Source organism: Ruegeria sp. BHSC037 (assembly GCF_059613045.1).
Genome location: NZ_JBXWRT010000006.1, coordinates 189,917 through 207,790, shown reverse-complemented (window position 1 = coordinate 207,790; position 17,874 = coordinate 189,917). Strand labels below are relative to the sequence as shown.

Annotated in this window: 14 protein-coding genes; 6 read left to right on the top strand and 8 right to left on the bottom strand. The window is 62.7% G+C overall.

What is annotated here, in order from left to right:
* Nucleotides 1–384, bottom strand: coding sequence for a cytidine deaminase (locus AC2FMN_RS08285; protein ID WP_496687359.1), 384 nt, complete (start codon nt 382–384; stop codon nt 1–3).
* 106 nt (nt 385–490) lie between these two features.
* On the bottom strand, nt 491–1,576 hold the full coding sequence (locus tag AC2FMN_RS08280; RefSeq protein ID WP_496687358.1) for a cupin domain-containing protein: 1,086 nt from the start codon (nt 1,574–1,576) through the stop codon (nt 491–493).
* 144 nt (nt 1,577–1,720) lie between these two features.
* Between AC2FMN_RS08280 and AC2FMN_RS08275 the strand changes: the two genes are divergently transcribed.
* The 4 genes from AC2FMN_RS08275 (at nt 1,721) to AC2FMN_RS08260 (ending at nt 8,087) form a co-directional block, all read left to right on the top strand.
* Entirely contained in the window at nt 1,721–3,994 is a 2,274-nt protein-coding gene (locus AC2FMN_RS08275) for an NADP-dependent malic enzyme (protein WP_496687356.1), read from the top strand.
* 46 nt (nt 3,995–4,040) lie between these two features.
* Nucleotides 4,041–4,430, top strand: a complete 390-nt coding sequence (locus AC2FMN_RS08270) for a GFA family protein (protein WP_496687355.1) — start codon at nt 4,041–4,043, stop codon at nt 4,428–4,430.
* 228 nt (nt 4,431–4,658) lie between these two features.
* On the top strand, nt 4,659–6,548 hold the full coding sequence (prpE, locus tag AC2FMN_RS08265; RefSeq protein WP_496687353.1) for a propionate-CoA ligase PrpE: 1,890 nt from the start codon (nt 4,659–4,661) through the stop codon (nt 6,546–6,548).
* 90 nt (nt 6,549–6,638) lie between these two features.
* Complete coding sequence (locus AC2FMN_RS08260) at nt 6,639–8,087, top strand: amidase family protein (RefSeq protein WP_496687352.1); 1,449 nt, start codon at nt 6,639–6,641, stop codon at nt 8,085–8,087.
* Nucleotides 8,088–8,342: 255 nt separating this feature from the next.
* Here AC2FMN_RS08260 and AC2FMN_RS08255 read toward each other — a convergent pair whose 3' ends face one another.
* A complete protein-coding gene (locus tag AC2FMN_RS08255; protein ID WP_496678402.1) occupies nt 8,343–9,104 on the bottom strand; it encodes an NAD kinase in 762 nt (253 codons plus the stop codon).
* Between the two features lie 169 nt (nt 9,105–9,273).
* Here AC2FMN_RS08255 and glyA point away from each other — a divergent pair, with 169 nt between their 5' ends.
* A complete protein-coding gene (gene glyA / locus AC2FMN_RS08250) occupies nt 9,274–10,569 on the top strand; it encodes a serine hydroxymethyltransferase (RefSeq protein WP_496678404.1) in 1,296 nt (431 codons plus the stop codon).
* 66 nt (nt 10,570–10,635) lie between these two features.
* On the opposite strand, the gene AC2FMN_RS08245 is transcribed toward glyA, so the two are convergent.
* Complete coding sequence (locus AC2FMN_RS08245; RefSeq protein WP_496678406.1) at nt 10,636–11,010, bottom strand: hypothetical protein; 375 nt, start codon at nt 11,008–11,010, stop codon at nt 10,636–10,638.
* 47 nt (nt 11,011–11,057) lie between these two features.
* Here AC2FMN_RS08245 and AC2FMN_RS08240 point away from each other — a divergent pair, with 47 nt between their 5' ends.
* Nucleotides 11,058–11,858 (top strand): alpha/beta fold hydrolase, encoded by an 801-nt coding sequence (locus AC2FMN_RS08240; RefSeq protein ID WP_496687350.1) that lies wholly within the window; start codon nt 11,058–11,060, stop codon nt 11,856–11,858.
* A 12-nt stretch (nt 11,859–11,870) separates the two neighbouring features.
* On the opposite strand, the gene AC2FMN_RS08235 is transcribed toward AC2FMN_RS08240, so the two are convergent.
* The 4 genes from AC2FMN_RS08235 to AC2FMN_RS08220 form a co-directional block, all read right to left on the bottom strand.
* Entirely contained in the window at nt 11,871–12,047 is a 177-nt protein-coding gene (locus AC2FMN_RS08235; protein ID WP_496687349.1) for a hypothetical protein, read from the bottom strand.
* 93 nt (nt 12,048–12,140) lie between these two features.
* Nucleotides 12,141–13,481, bottom strand: coding sequence for an HlyD family type I secretion periplasmic adaptor subunit (locus AC2FMN_RS08230; protein WP_496687347.1), 1,341 nt, complete (start codon nt 13,479–13,481; stop codon nt 12,141–12,143).
* 13 nt (nt 13,482–13,494) lie between these two features.
* On the bottom strand, nt 13,495–15,333 hold the full coding sequence (locus tag AC2FMN_RS08225) for a type I secretion system permease/ATPase (RefSeq protein WP_496678412.1): 1,839 nt from the start codon (nt 15,331–15,333) through the stop codon (nt 13,495–13,497).
* 482 nt (nt 15,334–15,815) lie between these two features.
* Nucleotides 15,816–17,777 carry a type I secretion protein gene (locus AC2FMN_RS08220; RefSeq protein ID WP_496687345.1) on the bottom strand — a complete coding sequence of 654 codons (1,962 nt, stop codon included), beginning with the start codon at nt 17,775–17,777 and terminating at the stop codon, nt 15,816–15,818.
* Between the last annotated feature and the right edge of the window lie 97 nt (nt 17,778–17,874).

Below are 17,874 nucleotides of genomic sequence, written 5' to 3'. Positions count from 1 at the left end.
TTACATGAACGAAGCGTCGAAAGCGCCGGGCAGCAGCTCACCGATGGTCGTGCGGGTTTCAACCCCGTCCACCGTCGCCATGGTGACCACCACGTCCTTGTCCCCGAACTCGGCCAGTTTCTGCCGGCACCCGCCGCAGGGCGGCACCGGTTGCGGGCTCGAGGCCACGACATAGACCTCGGCCAGCTTGTTTTCTCCGGCGGCGACCATCGCGGCGATCGCCCCGGCCTCGGCGCAGGTGCCTTCAGGATAGGCCACGTTTTCCACGTTGCAGCCCGCGAACACCGCACCCGACGGGGTGCGGACCGCGGCGCCCACTTTGAAATTCGAGTAGGGCGCATAGGCGTTTTCACGCACCTTGAGGGCTGCTTCTTTCAACGACATGGCGATTCCCCGATTTTTTGATCAACTGGTCAGAATGCCATACCCTACTGGAAATCCGCCGGGGAATTGAAGCCCCATCTGCACGGAATGTCGGCGCGCCCGCGCGTCAGCCCAGATCGGTCTTGAAATACCCTGGCAGCGTCACTTCAAGCAGTTCGACATCGTCGCTCGGATCGGCCAGCCGCGTGCGCATTCCGGGTGGGATGACAAAGGCGTCGCCCTGCTCCAGGCGATAGGGTTCGCGGCCTTCACCTTCCAAGGTGACGGCCCCATTCATCACGAAGATAAAGTGGATATCGGCATCATGGCTAGCCCAGACCGGGTCGCCCTGCCCCCGGCGCACCACCTGAACGCCTGCCACGCCCTTGGTGTTTTCGGCAATCGTCGTGTCGCGGCATTGATAGCCCGGCAGGCGGAATGGCTGCCACTCTGCCCCTTCGGCTCGGTTGTAGACGAACCGCTGCCCCTGCCATTCCCGCTCGGGGCGGTAATGCGGCGTGGGCAGTTGCATTTCGTGGTCGATCTCGGTGACATGCTCGGCCGGAACGCCGATTTCGATTACCTGCACGTTGTCCGACGCTTCGAGTACGCGGTGCCGGATCTCGGGCGGCTGGATGAAACAATCACCGGCGGTCAGGCGCATCTTGTCGCCCTGATCTTCGTAGACGACATCGACCCAGCCGTGGATGCAGAATATCAGCTGGAACCCGACCTTGTGGAAATGGACCATGTCCGGGACCGGGCCGCCGTCGGGAATGCGGATGTGGCTGGCAATGATCGACCCGCCCAGCCGGTCGGGCACCAGATCGCGGTAATGCATGCCCGCGCGCCCGATGATCCAGGGCGCCTGATCCTTGAGCCTGCGGACGACGAAGGAATGAACCGTCTCGGGCATCACCAGGGGCGGGTTGCGCTCCTCGATCTCGATGCGGGTGCCGTTGGGGGCGACCAGGCTGCGCTGACCGCCGGCGAACCCGTCCGGGTCTTCGGTGAGGATACGCAAGGTGCCCGGCGCCTCGGGCGCGTCCTTTTCCACACGCAGGCGCAGTCCATGCCCGGAAAACACCGCAACCCGAGGGTCATCCGCCGGATAGATCATGTCCATCCGCATGCCCAAAACCTTGGTGTAGAACGGAATGTCGTCTCGCAACTCTTGGGTCGGAATGCGGAATTCGGCTATGGTGTCGGTCATGCTGGTCTCCTCTGCGCGGGACAGTGGGGGGCGTTTCGGAAATTTGCAAGCCAGGGTCGAACCGGCCGACACGCGAATTCGTGGTTTCCCCTGCGTAAGAAATAGTTTAACACTAAACTAAATTCCAAAACGGGAAGTTTTGACATGTCCGACAAACCCAGCCTGCGCCAGGCCGCACTTGATTACCACGCGCATCCGAAGCCTGGGAAACTGGAGGTCAAGGCGACCAAACCCATGGCCAACGGCCGCGACCTCGCGCGCGCCTACTCACCCGGCGTGGCCGAGGCCAGCCTGGAGATCAAAAACGACCCGACGACAGCCGAGATGTACACCGCGCGCGGCAATCTTGTGGCCGTCGTCTCGAACGGCACTGCGGTGCTGGGGCTGGGCAATATCGGCGCGCTGGCCTCCAAGCCGGTGATGGAGGGCAAGGCCGTCCTGTTCAAGAAATTCGCCGGCATCGACTGTTTCGACATCGAGTTGAACGAACCCGATCCCGAGAAGCTGGCCGATATCGTCTGCGCGCTGGAGCCTACCTTCGGCGCTATCAACCTCGAAGACATCAAGGCGCCCGACTGCTTTATCGTCGAGAAACTGTGCCGCGAGCGGATGAACATTCCTGTCTTCCACGACGACCAGCACGGCACCGCCATCGTGGTGGGGGCCGCTGCGCGCAACGCGCTGCACGTAGCCGGCAAGCGGTTCGAGGATATCAAGGTGGTTTCCACCGGCGGCGGCGCGGCGGGGATCGCCTGCCTGAACATGCTGGTCAAGCTGGGGGTCAAGCGCGAGAACATCTGGTTGTGCGACATTCACGGGCTGGTCCATGAAGGCCGGGACGAGGACATGAACCCGCACAAGGACCAATTCGCCCAAAAGACCGACCTGCGCACGCTGGATCAGGTGATCGACGGCGCCGACCTGTTTCTGGGCCTCAGCGGGCCGAACGTGCTGAAGCCACAGATGGTCGCGCGCATGGCCAAACAGCCGATCATCTTTGCGCTGGCGAACCCGACCCCGGAGATCTTGCCCGATGCCGCGCGCGAAGTAGCCCCCGACGCCATCATCGCCACCGGGCGCAGCGATTTCCCGAACCAGGTGAACAACGTCCTGTGTTTCCCGTTCATCTTCCGCGGCGCGCTGGACGTGGGCGCGACCGAGATCAACGATGCCATGCAGATCGCTTGCGTCGAAGGCATCGCCGAAATGGCACGCGCCACCACCAGCGCCGAGGCCGCAGCCGCCTACAAGGGCGAGCAGTTGACCTTTGGCCCCGACTACTTGATCCCCAAGCCATTCGATCCGCGGCTGGTGGGCGTGGTGTCCTCGGCTGTGGCCCTCGCCGCGATGGAAAGCGGCGTGGCCAGGCGCCCGATCGCAGACCTCGAAGCCTACAAGGAGCGCCTGAACCAGACCGTGTTCAAATCGGCCCTGCTGATGCGGCCGGTGTTCGAGGCCGCCAAGGCCGCCTCGCGCCGCATCGTCTTTGCCGAGGGCGAGGACGAGCGCGTGCTGCGCGCCGCCCAGGCCATTCTGGAGGAAACCACCGAAACGCCCATTCTGATCGGTCGCCCCGAGGTGATCGAGGCCCGCTGCGAAAAGCTGGGGCTGTCCATACGCCCCGGTCAGGATTGCCAGATCGTGAACCCGGAAAACGACCCGCGGTACTATGACTACTGGAACTCTTATCACCAGATCATGCAGCGCCGCGGTGTGACGCCCGACCTGGCCAAGGCCATCATGCGCACCAACACCACCGCCATCGGCGCCATCATGGTGCATCGCGGCGAGGCAGACAGCCTGATCTGCGGCACCTTCGGCGAGTATCGCTGGCACCTGAACTATGTCGGACAGGTTCTGGGCGATGGCGATCTGCGCCCGCATGGCGCGCTGTCGCTGATGATCCTCGAAGACGGGCCTCTATTCATCGCCGATACCCATGTGCATCAACTGCCCTCCCCGGCGGAATTGGCCGAGATCTCGATCGGCGCGGCGCGGCATGCGCGGCGCTTTGGGGTTGAACCCAAGATCGCCTTCTGCTCGCAATCGCAATTCGGCAATCAGGCCGAGGGTTCGGGAAAACGCCTGCGCGAAGCGATCGCGATATTGGACAGCAAACCCCGGGATTTCATCTATGAAGGCGAAATGAACCTGGACGTGGCCCTGGACCCCGAGTTGCGCGAGCGTATTTTCCCCAACTCGCGCCTGGAGGGGGCTGCCAACGTTCTGATCTTTGCCCATGCGGACGCGGCCAGCGGTGTGCGCAATATTCTGAAGATGAAGGCCGACGGCATCGAGGTCGGCCCCATCCTGATGGGCATGGGCAACAAGGCGCATATCGTAACACCCTCGATCACCGCACGCGGGCTGCTGAACATGGCGGCAATTGCCGGAACACCCGTCGCGCATTACGGTTGAACACGGCGGCCCGACCGGTCTGGCCGCCCCGCCGAGGGAGGTCATCATGAAAGGTCACTGCCACTGTGGCGCCGTGCGATGGGCCAGCGATGCCGAGATCGCGTGGGGCTGCTACTGTCATTGCGCGGATTGTCGCCGTAACTGCGCTGCCCCGGTTACGGCGTTCATCGGGTTGCCCCATGGTTCTGTAACGTGGTCGGGGGATGCGCCGCGCGTATACAGATCGTCCGAGGATGTCGAACGCCTGTTCTGCGGCACCTGCGGCACACCGATGGCATATCGCAATGCCCGAGACCGGGCGAACATTCACCTCTATACCACCACCTTGGAAAACCCCGAAGATGCCGCACCCCGCTTTCACGTTTTTCACGCCGAGCATCTGCACTGGCTGAACATCGAGGACAGCCTGCCCCGATATGCCGGAAAGGCGACCTGATCCGAATCTGACGGACGCGCGTTTGCACCCAGGGGTTTGCTGATTTGCAACAACAGAAAAAAGCCCCACTCAAGGGGTTAAAATTCCGTATATTTGCAAAAATTTGCAGACCTTTTGGCACGCTTCTGCAAAGATTTCGCGATAAACTGACGCGCCGTCATGCGCGCCGCTTGCTCGGCTGGACACAGGCGCCTAACACATTCCCCAAGACTGTCTGGAGGAGGACAAATGGCGTATCAGGACGTATACGAGAGCTGGAAAAAAGATCCCGAAGCATTCTGGATGCAGGCGGCCGAAGGCATCGACTGGATCGAGAAACCCAGCAAGGCCCTGTTTGACGACAACGCGCCACTGTATGAATGGTTCTGCGATGCCAAGGTGAATACCTGCTGGAACGCCGTGGACCGCCACGTGGAAAACGGTCGGGGCGAGCAGACCGCCATCATCTATGACAGCCCGATCACCCACACCAAGCGCGAGATCTCCTACATGGAGCTGCGCAATCGCGTGGCGACCCTCGCCGGCGCGCTGCGCGCCAAGGGTGTCGAAAAGGGCGACCGCGTCATCATCTACATGCCGATGATCCCCGAGGCGCTCGAGGCGATGCTGGCGTGTGCGCGGCTGGGAGCGGTGCATTCGGTGGTCTTTGGCGGGTTTGCCAGCAACGAACTGGCGGTGCGGATCGACGACGCCAAACCCAAGGCGATCATCGCGGCGTCGTGCGGGCTGGAACCCGGTCGCGTGGTGCAATACAAGCCGCTGCTGGACGGCGCCATTGAGATGGCCGGCCACAAGCCGGAGTTCTGCGTGATCTTTCAGCGCGAACAGGAAGTGGCCAAGCTGGTCGAGGGGCGCGACTTCAACTGGCACGGCTTCCAGTACGGCGTTGAGCCGGCCGAATGTGTCCCGGTTGAAGGCAATGATCCGGCCTACATCCTATACACCTCGGGCACCACCGGCGCACCCAAGGGCGTCGTACGACCCACGGCCGGGCACCTTGTGGCGCTGAACTGGACGATGAAGAACATCTACAACGTCGATCCCGGCGATGTGTTCTGGGCGGCCTCGGACGTGGGCTGGGTCGTGGGGCATTCCTACATCTGCTATGGCCCGCTGATCCACGGCAACACCACCATCGTGTTCGAGGGCAAGCCCGTCGGCACCCCCGATGCGGGCACCTTCTGGCGGGTGATTTCCGAGCACAAGGTCAAAAGCTTTTTCACCGCCCCAACGGCGATCCGCGCGGTCAAGCGCGAGGACCCCAAGGGCGAAATGCTGGCGAAATACGACCTGTCCTGCCTCAAGGCCCTGTTCCTGGCCGGTGAACGCGCCGACCCCGATACGATCACCTGGGCGCAGGACGCCTTGAAGGTTCCGGTCGTCGACCATTGGTGGCAGACCGAAACCGGCTGGACCATCGCCGGCAACCCGCTGGGGATCGAGGAACTGCCGATCAAGCTGGGCTCGCCCGCCAAGCCGATGCCCGGCTATGACGTGCAGATCCTCGACGAAGGCGGCCACCCGATGAAACCGGGCGAGCTGGGCGCGATCGCGGTCAAGCTGCCGCTGCCCCCGGGGACGCTGCCAAGCCTGTGGAATGCCGAGGAGCGGTTCAGGAAATCCTATCTTGAGCACTTCCCGGGTTACTACGAAACCGGCGATGCCGGGATGATCGACGAGGACGGGTACCTTTATATCATGGCACGCACCGATGACGTGATCAACGTGGCAGGCCACCGCCTGTCCACCGGCGCGATGGAGGAGGTTCTGGCCGCCCATCCCGACGTGGCTGAATGCGCGGTCATCGGCGTATCGGATGATTTGAAGGGGCAGGCCCCGGTCGGCTTCCTGTGCCTGAACGCCGGATGCAAGCGTGACAATGCCGAGATCGCGAATGAGGTCGTGCAGATGGTGCGCGACAAAATCGGCCCCGTCGCCGCCTTCAAGAAAGCCGTTGTGGTGGACCGCCTGCCCAAGACCCGCTCGGGCAAGATCCTACGCGGAACGATGGTGGCGATCGCCGATGGCAAGGACTACAAAATGCCTGCCACAATCGACGACCCGGCCATTCTGGACGAAATCACCGAAGCCCTGAAATCAATCGGTTACGCCCAGTAACCGGGCATCGGGCGGCCTTGGGCCGCCCGCCCTGCCCTGCGGGCTTGCAACCTTTGGCAGACCGCCTACTGTGCCCTTGACGGAGGGCATATGGCAAATGACGACATCTGGCGCCTGAGCGCCACCGAACTGGCAGACCGCACCCGTTCCGGGGACCTGAGCGCAACTGAGGCTGTACAAAGTGCGATCGACCGGATGCACGCGCTGAACCCGGCGTTGAATGCCGTCGTCGAAGACCTTAGCGCCGAGGCGCAGGAGCGCGCCCGGACGCTGGACGCCGCGCGGGCGCGCGGCGAACCGACCGGCCCTCTGCACGGCGTTCCCGTCACGATCAAAGTCAATATCGACCAAAAAGGCCATGCCACGACCAATGGTGTGGCCGCTCTGAAAGATGTGATTGCCCCCGACGATGCGCCCGTCGTGTCGAACCTGCTGAAGGCCGGGGCGGTGGTGATCGGCCGGACCAACACGCCCGAGTTTTCATTCCGCGCCGATACCGACAACCCGCTGTATGGGCGGACGCACAACCCCTGGGGCCGACATATCTCGGCCGGCGGCTCCTCGGGCGGGGCCGGCGTGGCTGTGATGACCGGCATGGGTGCCCTGGCGCATGGCAACGATATCGGCGGCAGCCTGCGGTTCCCGGCCGCGGCCGTTGGCGCGGTGACCGTGAAGCCGGGCCTTGGCCGCGTCCCCGCATGGAACCCAAGCCAAACCGCCGAACGCGGTCTGCTTGCGCAACTGATGTCGGTGCAAGGACTGATCACCCGCAGCACAACTGACCTGCACCTGGCAATGCCCAGCCTGATCGCTTCGGATCCGCGCGATCCGTTTCACGTTCCGCTGCCATGGCGCATGGCCGAGCCTGACCAGCAGCCGAGGGTGGCTTTCACCAAGAACACTTTTGGTTACGATCTCCACCCCGAGGTCGACAAGGCGCTGAACACGGCCCGCGATGCACTGGTTGATGCTGGGTACACCGTTGATGAGATCGACCCTCCGAACGTTTTCGAATGCGGACGGCTCGGGTATCGCGCCTTGATGGGCGAGGTTCTGACCCTGATGAAAGCCGATGTCGAGGCGGCCGGATCCGAGACCATCCAACGCATCTTTGCCACCTACTTCCAGGAATTTCCCCCGATCACGGGCCCGGACCTGATCCGGGCACTGGCGCAGCGCAGCCACCATGCGCGGGAATGGGCGCTGTTCATGGAGGACTATCCGCTGGTGCTGTCGCCCTTCCTACCGCAACCCTTTTTCAGACCCAACCGTGATACGGAAGGCTCGGAAGGCGTACACGAAGTGCTGGGCTGCGCGGTCTATTCCTATGCGATGAACTTTCTGGGCCTTCCGGCCGCCAGCGTGCCGGCACGGCTGGCCGAATTGCCGAACGGCCCGCAACCCATCAATGTGCAAATCGCAGCCCGCCGCTGGCGCGAGGATCTGGCTGTTGACGCCGCCGCCGCGATCGAGGCGCGCGTGGGCCGGATGTGCGAAACTCTGTGGGGCCGCATGGACCCGACCAATCATGCCGGCTGACACCAAAAAATAGACCCCGGGGTATTGTGCCCGGGGCCCGCCTACTTAAATAAACCCGGATTTTTGATGACGAGCGTAGCACCACCCACTCTCGCCAGCGCATAATCTGCGCAATCATTCGAAAACACCATTTTCAGGCGGCCACTCACTTCCACCTTGGCGCGTTCTCCGGGCAAATTTAGAGTATCACATTGATCTGCTGCGTCCTGTGAACTGCATCACACAAGCGGGCCAAATCTCTGTTTTCCCATGCCTTCAGGTGAATTGCTCGGAAATCAGGCGTTCCTCCAACCCGTGGCCCGGATCGAACAGAATGCGATGCCGCACCTTGGGCTCGGAGCGGATCTCGACCCAGTCGATATCCGGGAACGAGATCGAATCGGCATCGGCCATGACCGGGCGCTTGTCGGCCTCGAGCACGTCGAACCGGACATGCGCCGTTTTCGGCAGCAGCGCCCCCCGCCACCGGCGCGGCCGGAAGGCTGCGATCGCTGTCAGGGCCAGAACGTCCGAACCGATCGGCAGGATCGGCCCATGCGCCGAATAGTTGTAGGCGGTGGACCCGGCGGGCGTAGACAGCAGCGCTCCATCGCACACCAGTTCGGCCAGGCGCAGACGCCCATCGACGCTGATCCGCAGGCGTGCGGCCTGCGGTCCGGCCCGCAGCAGTGATACTTCGTTGATCGCAAGGGCCTCGTGCAGCTTGCCGGACTGGTCCATCGCGCGCATGGCCAGAGGATTGATCACCTCTTCCTCGGCGGCGGCAAGACGGTCCAGCAGATTGGCGTCGTCATATTCATTCATCAAGAAACCGATGGTTCCGCGGTTCATGCCATAGACCGGCACGTCCAGATGCTGCGTATTGTGCAGCGTGCGCAGCATGAACCCGTCCCCGCCCAGCGCCACGATGACATCCGCGTCCCGTGGCGCGGCGTTGCCGTAACGGTCCACCAGCGTGCTGCGCGCAGTTTGTGCGACATCCGCGTCGCTGGCGAGAAAAGCGATTCTCTTTGTCATGTTCTGTTGGTTTCCGGTGCTGCGCATTTGGTTCCGAAACAAACATACCTTTCCCCCTTAGGCCAGACTTGACGCCGCAGAAGGCCAATTCGTCGTTTTAAAGTCTTTTTCATTTGCGCGGTTTCCTATAGGAAATCCGCCAAACCAACCTCAGCCATGCGGAGCGCCCATGAACGCCAACCTTCGTGATAACGGTTTCTTCACCCAGCCTCTCGCCGAGCGCGACCCCGAACTGTACGGCGCGATCCGGTCTGAATTGGGCCGTCAGCGCGACGAGATCGAACTGATCGCCTCGGAAAACATCGTCTCGGCCGCCGTGATGGAAGCGCAGGGCTCGGTGATGACCAACAAATATGCCGAAGGCTATCCCGGCCGTCGCTACTATGGCGGCTGCCAGTTTGTCGACATCGCCGAGAACCTGGCCATCGACCGGGCCAAGCAATTGTTCGGCTGCGAATTCGCCAATGTTCAACCGAATTCGGGGTCGCAGGCCAATCAGGGCGTCTTCCAGGCGCTGCTGCAACCTGGCGACACCATCCTGGGCATGAGCCTGGATGCCGGCGGCCACCTGACCCATGGTGCCAAGCCCAACCAGTCGGGCAAGTGGTTCAACGCGGTGCAATACGGCGTGCGCAAGCAGGACAACATGCTGGACTATGACCAAGTCGAGGCGCTTGCGAAAGAACACCAGCCCAAGCTGATCATCGCCGGCGGCTCGGCCATTCCGCGCCAGATCGACTTTGCCCGCATGCGTCAGATTGCCGACATGGTCGGCGCCTACCTGCATGTGGATATGGCGCATTTCGCGGGCTTGGTGGCAGCAGGCGAACACCCGTCGCCCTTCCCGCACGCGCATGTGGCCACGACCACCACGCACAAAACCCTGCGCGGCCCCCGCGGCGGCATGATCCTGACCAACGACGAAACGATCGCCAAGAAGGTGAATTCGGCCATCTTCCCCGGCATTCAGGGCGGCCCGTTGATGCATGTGATCGCGGCCAAGGCCGTCGCCTTTGGCGAAGCGCTGCGTCCGGAATTCAAAGACTACATCAAGCAGGTGATCACCAACGCGCAGGCGCTGTCGGATCAGCTGATCAAGGGCGGTCTGGACACGGTGACCCACGGCACCGACACCCATGTGGTGCTGGTCGACCTGCGCCCCAAGGGCGTCAAGGGCAACGCGACCGAAAAGGCATTGGGCCGCGCGCACATCACCTGCAACAAGAACGGCGTGCCGTTCGACCCCGAAAAACCGACCGTGACCAGCGGGATCCGACTGGGATCACCTGCCGGCACAACACGCGGTTTTGGCGAGCCGGAGTTTCGTCAGATCGCCGACTGGATCATCGAAGTTGTCGACGGGCTAGCCGCCAACGGCGAGGATGGCAACGATGCGGTCGAAGCCAGGGTCAAGGCCCAGGTGGCCGAGCTGTGCGCCCGGTTCCCGATCTATCCCAACCTCTGAGTTCGTCAGCGACCCTGACCTGAAATGGCGCCCCGCTGGGCGCCATTTTTCGTGGCGATGTCCGCGTTAGATCAGGCCGCGCCACAGCAGAAAGACCAGCACCAGAACGGCAAGTGCCAAAAGGTTGAACGACAACGCCCCAAGGGTGTCCAGAAACCAGCCCCAGCGGCGATCGGCCAGGCTGATCGAGCGCAGATGTGCCTGGACTTCGTGCGCGGCTTTTTCCAGCCGAGGCGTGTCCAGGATCAGGCGCAACCGGGGGTGCGCGGCCATCGGTTCAGCGCGGGCCAGTTCCATCGCCTGTTTGTAGACGCGACGCGGCAGTCGCCGTTTTGCGCGCCGCACCGACTCGGCCAGCGTCTTGCCCCGGGTGCCCAGCTTTTTCCGCAGCAGGGCGATGGTCTGGGCGATCAGGGTTTGAATTTCGGTTTCCTGCGACATCCGCGCCTCCTGAGCCGACAATCTAGCCTTGACGATGCGGCGCGACAATGGGGCTGGCTGTCGGGTTTGGCTGGCGGTATCAGTACGCCATGTTGAACACGATCATACATGGCGACCCGACATCGCTCCCGCCCCTGCTGATTGCCCACGGCCTGTACGGATCGGCCCGGAACTGGGGGGTTATTGCCCGAAGACTGGCCGACGAACGGCAGGTCGTGGCCGTGGACATGCGCAACCACGCCTACAGCAAATGGGATGACCAGCACGACTATCAGGCCCTGGCCGACGATCTGGCCGAGGTCATCGACAACCTGGGCGGGCGGGCAGACGTGCTGGGGCACTCGATGGGGGGCAAGGCGGCCATGACCTTGGCCCTGACCCATGGCGCACGGGTCAACAAGCTGGTGGTGGCCGACATCGCGCCGGTGACCTACGGCCACAGCCAGATGCCCTATATCGAAGCGATGCGCGCCGTGGACATGGCGCAGGTCCATCGGCGGGCGGATGCCGAACGGCTGTTGGCCGAACAGGGCGTCGAAAAGGCCCTGCAAAGCTTTTTCACGCAGTCACTGGACGTGGCCGGTAAACGCTGGCGGCTGAACCTGGACGTGCTGGCAAAAGAAATGCCCAGAATCATGGGCTTTCCGGATATTGACGCAGTTTGGGATGGCCCGGCGCTGTTCCTGTCGGGCGCCGAGTCGGACTATGTCCGGCCGGAACACCGCAACGCGATCAGGTCGCTGTTCCCCAACACCCGTTTCGCCAAGATCCCCGGTGCGGGACACTGGTTGCACGCCGAGAAACCCAGAGAGTTCGAAGCCGCCGTCAGGACGTTTCTCAACGCCTGACAACCGCGCAGGTCAATACAGCTTCCTGGCCACGAGCCACGACGCGGGCGCAGCCGCCACCGCGCCGATGGCGGCACCGGCAAGAATCGTCTGAACCGAGACGAAACCGGCCACCAGAACCGCAATGACCGCCGACCCCGCCAGCGCGGTGGCAATCAGCGAATACAGCAGGAACGCAAGCCGCAACATGTGTCACCACCCTTTGTGAACGATCAGGCCGATCATGACACATTCAGAAAACGGAAACCGTGATCTGGAACAAGATCCCACAAGCGCGGCCCATCATTGTTCGCGGAAGGCGCGTGACATGCTGTCGACCACCGGCTTGGCAATGTAGGAGGCAAAGGTGCGTTCCTCGGTCTGGATCATGATCTCGGCCGGCATGCCCGGTGTCGGGACAAACCCACGGATCCGATCCAACTCCTCGGGCGGCAACGAGACCCGCGCCAGATAGACTTCCTTGGGAATGCCGCCGGCCTCTTCCAGAACCGCATCCGCCGAAACATAGAAGACCTCGCCGGTCAGAACGGGCGTGGTGCGCTGGTTCAACGCGACAAGCCGCACGGTCGCGGTTTGGCCCGTCGTAACGCTGTCGATGTCGGTGCGGGGAATCTGGGCCTCGATGATCAGGGGCGCATCCGCGGGCAGGATTTCGGCGATCGGCTCACCGGTTTCGATCACGCCGCCCGGCGTGTGATAGTGCAGACGCACGACCGTACCATCCACCGGCGCCCGTACAACTGCGCGCGCAAGGACGCTGCTGGCCTGCCGGGATTTTTCGCGCACGCTTTCAAGGTCGGCCTCGACAACGCTGAGCTCGTCCAGGGCAGCCTCGCGATAGGCCGACCGGGTCCGGGCGATCTGTTCGGTGTATTTCAGCAGCATCTGGTCGATTTCCGACGCCTCGGACTGCAGCCGGGCCAACTGGCCGTCCGCCTCGGCTTGAACGCGCCGGATCGTGTTCAGTTCACCTTTTCGGACCAGGCCCTTTTCATACAGCGACTTCTTGGTCTCGTATTCTTCCTGCAGGATGTCGCGGCGGCGTTCCATGCTTTCAAGTTGCGCACGGAACCCGCTGACCCGGATCTTCAGCGCCTCGATGTTGCGTTCAAGCAGGGCGATGTCGTTGAGTAAGGTCTTGCGCGACACCTCGAAGCTGAGGCGCTGGTTGTCCAGGATCGTCATCACCTCGACATCGTCCGACGCTTCGATCAGCTCGTGCGAGAATACCAGCTTCTCGCGCTCGCCATATTCGGCCAGCAGACGGTCGACCATCGCCTGCAGGCGCATCTTGCGCACATAGAGCTCGCGCTGATTTGCCTCGGCCGAGGTCTGGTCAAGGGTCATCAACACCTGACCGGCCTTCACTGTCTGACCTTCGGACACAAGTATGTCCTCGATAATTCCTCCTTCCAGGTGCTGAACGATCTTGTTGCGCCCGGTCGCCACAAAACTGCCCTGGGCGATGACCGCCGCCGCCAGTGGCGCACTGAACGCCCAGACGCCAAATCCGCCGAAACAGGTGACCAGAAGGATCATTCCCAATACGATCAGTCGGCTTATGGATCTGGGAACCTCGGCATACCAAAGTGTCGGATCATCGATCTTCGCGATTTCGTTCATCGTTGCCCCCCTGTCAGCCTTTCAACTCGGGCTGCTTTCGCGACCCGGCCAATTGCTGCAACACCTGTTCGCGCTGCCCGAACAGCGCCACGCGCCCGTCGGTCAGCAGCATGATCTTGTCCACCACGTTCAACAGCGCAGGTTTTTGCGTGATCACGACAACGGTGATCTTGTTGGACCGGGCCTGTTCGATGGCCCGCGCCAGCGCCTTGTCGCCCGCCACGTCCAGGTTCGAGTTCGGCTCGTCCAGAACCACCAGCCTTGGGTTGCCGAAGAACGCACGCGCAAGGGCGATGCGTTGTTTCTGCCCGCCCGACAACGGCGAGCCATCGGCCGCGACCACAGTCTCATAGCCCTGCGGCAGCGTTGCGATCATGTTGTGCACATCGGCCAGAACCGCGGCGTCGTGGATCTGTTCATCGGTGGCATCCGCACGCATGCGGCCGATATTGTCCTTGATCGTTCCCGGAAACAGCTGAACGTCCTGAGGCAGGTACCCGATGCTTTCGCCGAACTGGCGCGGATCCCAGTTGCGGATGTCCATCAGGTCTAGGCGCACGCTGCCCGAGGTCGGAAGAATCGACCCCACCAGCGTCTTGCCCAGCGTCGTCTTGCCCGCGCCCGAATTGCCTATGATCGCCAGCGTCTCGCCGGGGTTGAGCGAAAAGTTGATCCCGTTCAGTACCACCCGCTTGGTTCCGCCGGGCACATACAAAAGCCTTTCCACATCCAGACGGCCCTCGGGGCGCGGCAGGCGCAGTTTTTCGAACTGCAGTGCCGAATTGGCCAACAGGTTTCGGATCCGGCCATAGGCGCCTCGGGTCAACAGGAAGGTGTTCCAGCCCTCGATTGAGCCTTCGATCGGGGCAAATGCCCGCCCCGCGATGATCGATGCGGCGATGACCATGCCCCCGGTGATTTCGCCCTGCAGCGCCAGAAAGGCACCCCAGCCCAGTATGCCGATCTGGGTCAACAGGCGTACGGTGCGCGAAATGGCGGCAAAGATCACGTTGCGATCCTGCGCGCGCACCTGCCATGTCAGCGACGACGCCGTGTCGCGGCCCCAGATGCGCACCGCTTCGGGGATCATGGCCAAGGCGTTGATGATCTGGCTGTTCCGGGCCATCGAGTCCAGGTGCTGGTTCGCCATGGACTGCGCCTTATTGGCTTCGGCGAAGGGTTTTGCCGTCATTCTCTGGTTAATCAGCGCGATCGTCATCAGGATCAGCGCCGTGACCACCACGATCATTCCCAGTTCGGGGTGGACAAGAAAGATCATCAGAATGAACAGCGGCGCGAACGGCACGTCCAGAAACGAGATCAAGGTTCCCGATACCAGAAAGCCCCGCAACTGCTGAAGATCACCAAGGGTCTGGTATTCGCGCCCGGTCCCGTGCAGCGAAGCATGAGCCGCCGCACTCAGAATCGGTGCCCCCAGACGGGCCGCGACCTCGACCCCCGTGCGCATCAGCATGAACCGGCGCACGGCGTCGAAGGCCGATTGGAAGATGACCGCGCCGGCAACGATCGCCGTCAGCATGATCAACGTGTCCAGCGACCGGCTGGTCAGGACCCGGTCGCTGATCTGGAACAGATAGATCGGGATCGCCAGGATCAGGATGTTTGTCGCGCAGGTCAGGACCAACACGAAGGCAAGGTTGCGCCAGATGGCGCGCATCGACGTCTGCAGCGTGCGCTGAAAATCCTGCGGCGGTGTCCGTTTGTGGAAGGTCTGGGGTGGCCCTTTGCCGTCGCCGCCGCCGGTTCCGGTGCGCAGCAGCGGCTTGTTGGCCTCGCCTTCGATCGTGGTGCCCATGCGCTCCGTTTCACCAGACTGGGTCGAGGGGGTCATTCGCGCAGTCGGTGCCTGGACACGGTGCGGATCGGGGCCGTCGGCATCGGCCACCCCAGCGTCATCTCCGGCGGTTTCAGCCGCAGGAGACGACAGGTTGCGCCGAGGGGAAGAACCGGCGCGGTGTTTGTCTTGCGCAACCCTGCCGGCATCGGTCCGGGTCGCCTGATCGGTTTTCCGGGTGGTTTCCCCACCGGACTTGCTGGCCGCTCGGGGCTCTTTTTTCGCGGCCGCGTCACCTTCGGAGACGCCGCCGCTCCCAGGTGCCAGGTCGCCTGTGACACGCATTTCTTTTCCCAATCTCAGACAGGACATCGGAGCGGGTTCCTTGCGGCTTTTGTCGGGCACTCTGTCAGCCGGTTTGAGGGTCAGGGGCCGACCACCTCCTGACCTGTCGAGCGGGCTGGCATATCGGGGACGGCACGATGAAAATACAATCGACATGAACTGAACTTCCGGTCACTCGCTACAAAAAAGGCAAATCAGGCCAGCATCGTCTGCAGGCCATCATGAGAATTCAGTACCTCCGTCGGCGTCAGGTCCGGCCCGGTCACGGCACCAGCGCCCGCTGCCGCCGTCATCGCGTCATCCATCAGAATGGCGATCGCCTCGTTGGCCAGGGCCGGGCTGATCTGGTCGTCGGGCGTGTCGATCAGGCTGGCCTGATGCAGCAACAGATCGGAATAGGCGCCGCCAGCGGCCATGACGGTCGAGTCGACGCCCAGCTTGTTGATATTGGCCGCGTTCAACATGGCATTCGACCCGGCAATGACTTCGGTGCTGGCCGCATGCGGCCCGGACAGGAAAACATCGTCTTGATCGGCCAGCATCGTGACCTGCTGGACGATATTCAATTGCATCAGGTCGCCGTCGATCTTCAGCACGCGCATCTGTTCCATGCCGGCGAACATCGGATCGTTCAGCAGTGCGTCCTCGAGCGCTGTCATGTCCATCTTTTCCATGGCCAGCGCATTGGCCAGGCCCGCGTCCAGCGCCTGCTGGGTGTCCTGCCCCTGCCCCGTGACCGAGGCCTGGTTCATCAACAGGTTGCCATCCGCGCCTGCGGACGCGCCTTCCGCCAGCCCGCCCGAGACGATGTCGTCATCCACCAGCGCCAGCGTCTGGAACAGCATGTCGACCGAGACCATGTCGCCACCGATCATGATCAGGTCATAGAAGCTGCCCAGTTGCACCACATCGGCCACGTTGACCATCTGGTTGGCTCCCAGGGCGTACATTGTCGAAGACGCTGAAATGTCGGCCTGGATGTGGTCGATGTCGGTGGCGTCGATGACCTGTTTAAAGAAGTTCGCAACCACCAGGTCGCCGTGGATCCAGTCGACCGTCATCTGTGCCGGCTGGCTACCGGTGCCCGCGGCCGAGGTGGTTCCGGCCAGCCAGGGCGCCGGGTTGGACTGCGTGTCGATCTGTGACGACTGGACAACCATCGTGCCCGAGCCCCCGCCCGGCGTGCCGACATCCATGTCGGACACAAGCGCGACCTGGCTGATTGCCGTCAGGCTGACCGCCTGACCTCCGACTGCGATGAAGGGCGCATCCACCCATCCCACGGTCAATGCGACCTCGTTGATGGCCAGGTTTCCACCGGCGACGACAGTGTGGCCGTCGTCGAACTCGGGATCTTTCGACTGGTCCCACTCGGCGGGAACGGCCACAGAGAGCGGCAATTCATCTGACGTCTCGTCGGGCTGGTGATAGGCCGGCAAAAGATCGCTCCAGACGGGTGCCTCGGTCACGTGTTGCCCATTTACGATGACGCCCAGCGCGTCGTCTCCGTGGAACTGATGAACCGTGGCGCCTTCGACATGTGTGCCGGGCGGCGCTTGCATCTGGGCGGCCAGGTCCTGGACATATTCCGCAGATGCATAGTCGGAAATCGCAAAAGACGGCGCGGCCATCGCATGCAGCGACAGCGCGGTGTCGAGCGCGGCCTCGGCCTGAGCAGTCATCAGCCCCACATCGCGAAAATCACCGACACCAACGGTGTCGTTGTCGCTCAGGACGATGGTCTGGAACGTGTAGGTCACCGCCGAGCCTATCACTTCGCTTGTCAGCTCGGGCCGCAGCACGATGTATTCCGGGCCACTGCCCGCCAGTTCCGAATCTGGCAGAATGCGACCGGGCGCGGGCGGGGTACCGATGGTGATCTCGGTCTTGATCGAGGGGCCATCCGGCGCCGGCGGCAGTTGCGGGTCGGCCGGAGGAGCGGGAAAGCGGAACGGCAGCGCATCGTAATCCTTGGGCGCCAGTTCGAGTTCGGCCTTGATCTGGATCCGCGTCGGGTCTTCCAGTTCATCAAGGTCCACCTTCCGCCGCAGCGCGGTAAATTCGTCGTATTGGTCGCGCAGGCGGGCCTGTTCAATGGTCAGTTCAAAGGTTCCGATGAAATGGGCAATTGTTTCAGTAATGCTGTCTAGTGACATCTGAATGTTCCCTGTCGCGTTCACCGGCGGAAATTTCCGGTTTCGGCTGTGCTGGGCCGGGGCCGCCTGAACGGCCCCGGCAATGTCGTCAAAACCC

What these genes read in the sequence shown, in the direction of transcription:
- AC2FMN_RS08285 (WP_496687359.1), bottom strand. Translation starts at nt 384, where the DNA reads ATGTCGTTGAAAGAAGCAGCCCTCAAGGTGCGTGAAAACGCCTATGCG.
- AC2FMN_RS08280 (WP_496687358.1), bottom strand. Translation starts at nt 1,576, where the DNA reads ATGACCGACACCATAGCCGAATTCCGCATTCCGACCCAAGAGTTGCGA.
- AC2FMN_RS08275 (WP_496687356.1), top strand. Translation starts at nt 1,721, where the DNA reads ATGTCCGACAAACCCAGCCTGCGCCAGGCCGCACTTGATTACCACGCG.
- AC2FMN_RS08270 (WP_496687355.1), top strand. Translation starts at nt 4,041, where the DNA reads ATGAAAGGTCACTGCCACTGTGGCGCCGTGCGATGGGCCAGCGATGCC.
- prpE (WP_496687353.1), top strand. Translation starts at nt 4,659, where the DNA reads ATGGCGTATCAGGACGTATACGAGAGCTGGAAAAAAGATCCCGAAGCA.
- AC2FMN_RS08260 (WP_496687352.1), top strand. Translation starts at nt 6,639, where the DNA reads ATGGCAAATGACGACATCTGGCGCCTGAGCGCCACCGAACTGGCAGAC.
- AC2FMN_RS08255 (WP_496678402.1), bottom strand. Translation starts at nt 9,104, where the DNA reads ATGACAAAGAGAATCGCTTTTCTCGCCAGCGACGCGGATGTCGCACAA.
- glyA (WP_496678404.1), top strand. Translation starts at nt 9,274, where the DNA reads ATGAACGCCAACCTTCGTGATAACGGTTTCTTCACCCAGCCTCTCGCC.
- AC2FMN_RS08245 (WP_496678406.1), bottom strand. Translation starts at nt 11,010, where the DNA reads ATGTCGCAGGAAACCGAAATTCAAACCCTGATCGCCCAGACCATCGCC.
- AC2FMN_RS08240 (WP_496687350.1), top strand. Translation starts at nt 11,058, where the DNA reads ATGGGGCTGGCTGTCGGGTTTGGCTGGCGGTATCAGTACGCCATGTTG.
- AC2FMN_RS08235 (WP_496687349.1), bottom strand. Translation starts at nt 12,047, where the DNA reads ATGTTGCGGCTTGCGTTCCTGCTGTATTCGCTGATTGCCACCGCGCTG.
- AC2FMN_RS08230 (WP_496687347.1), bottom strand. Translation starts at nt 13,481, where the DNA reads ATGAACGAAATCGCGAAGATCGATGATCCGACACTTTGGTATGCCGAG.
- AC2FMN_RS08225 (WP_496678412.1), bottom strand. Translation starts at nt 15,333, where the DNA reads ATGACCCCCTCGACCCAGTCTGGTGAAACGGAGCGCATGGGCACCACG.
- AC2FMN_RS08220 (WP_496687345.1), bottom strand. Translation starts at nt 17,777, where the DNA reads ATGTCACTAGACAGCATTACTGAAACAATTGCCCATTTCATCGGAACC.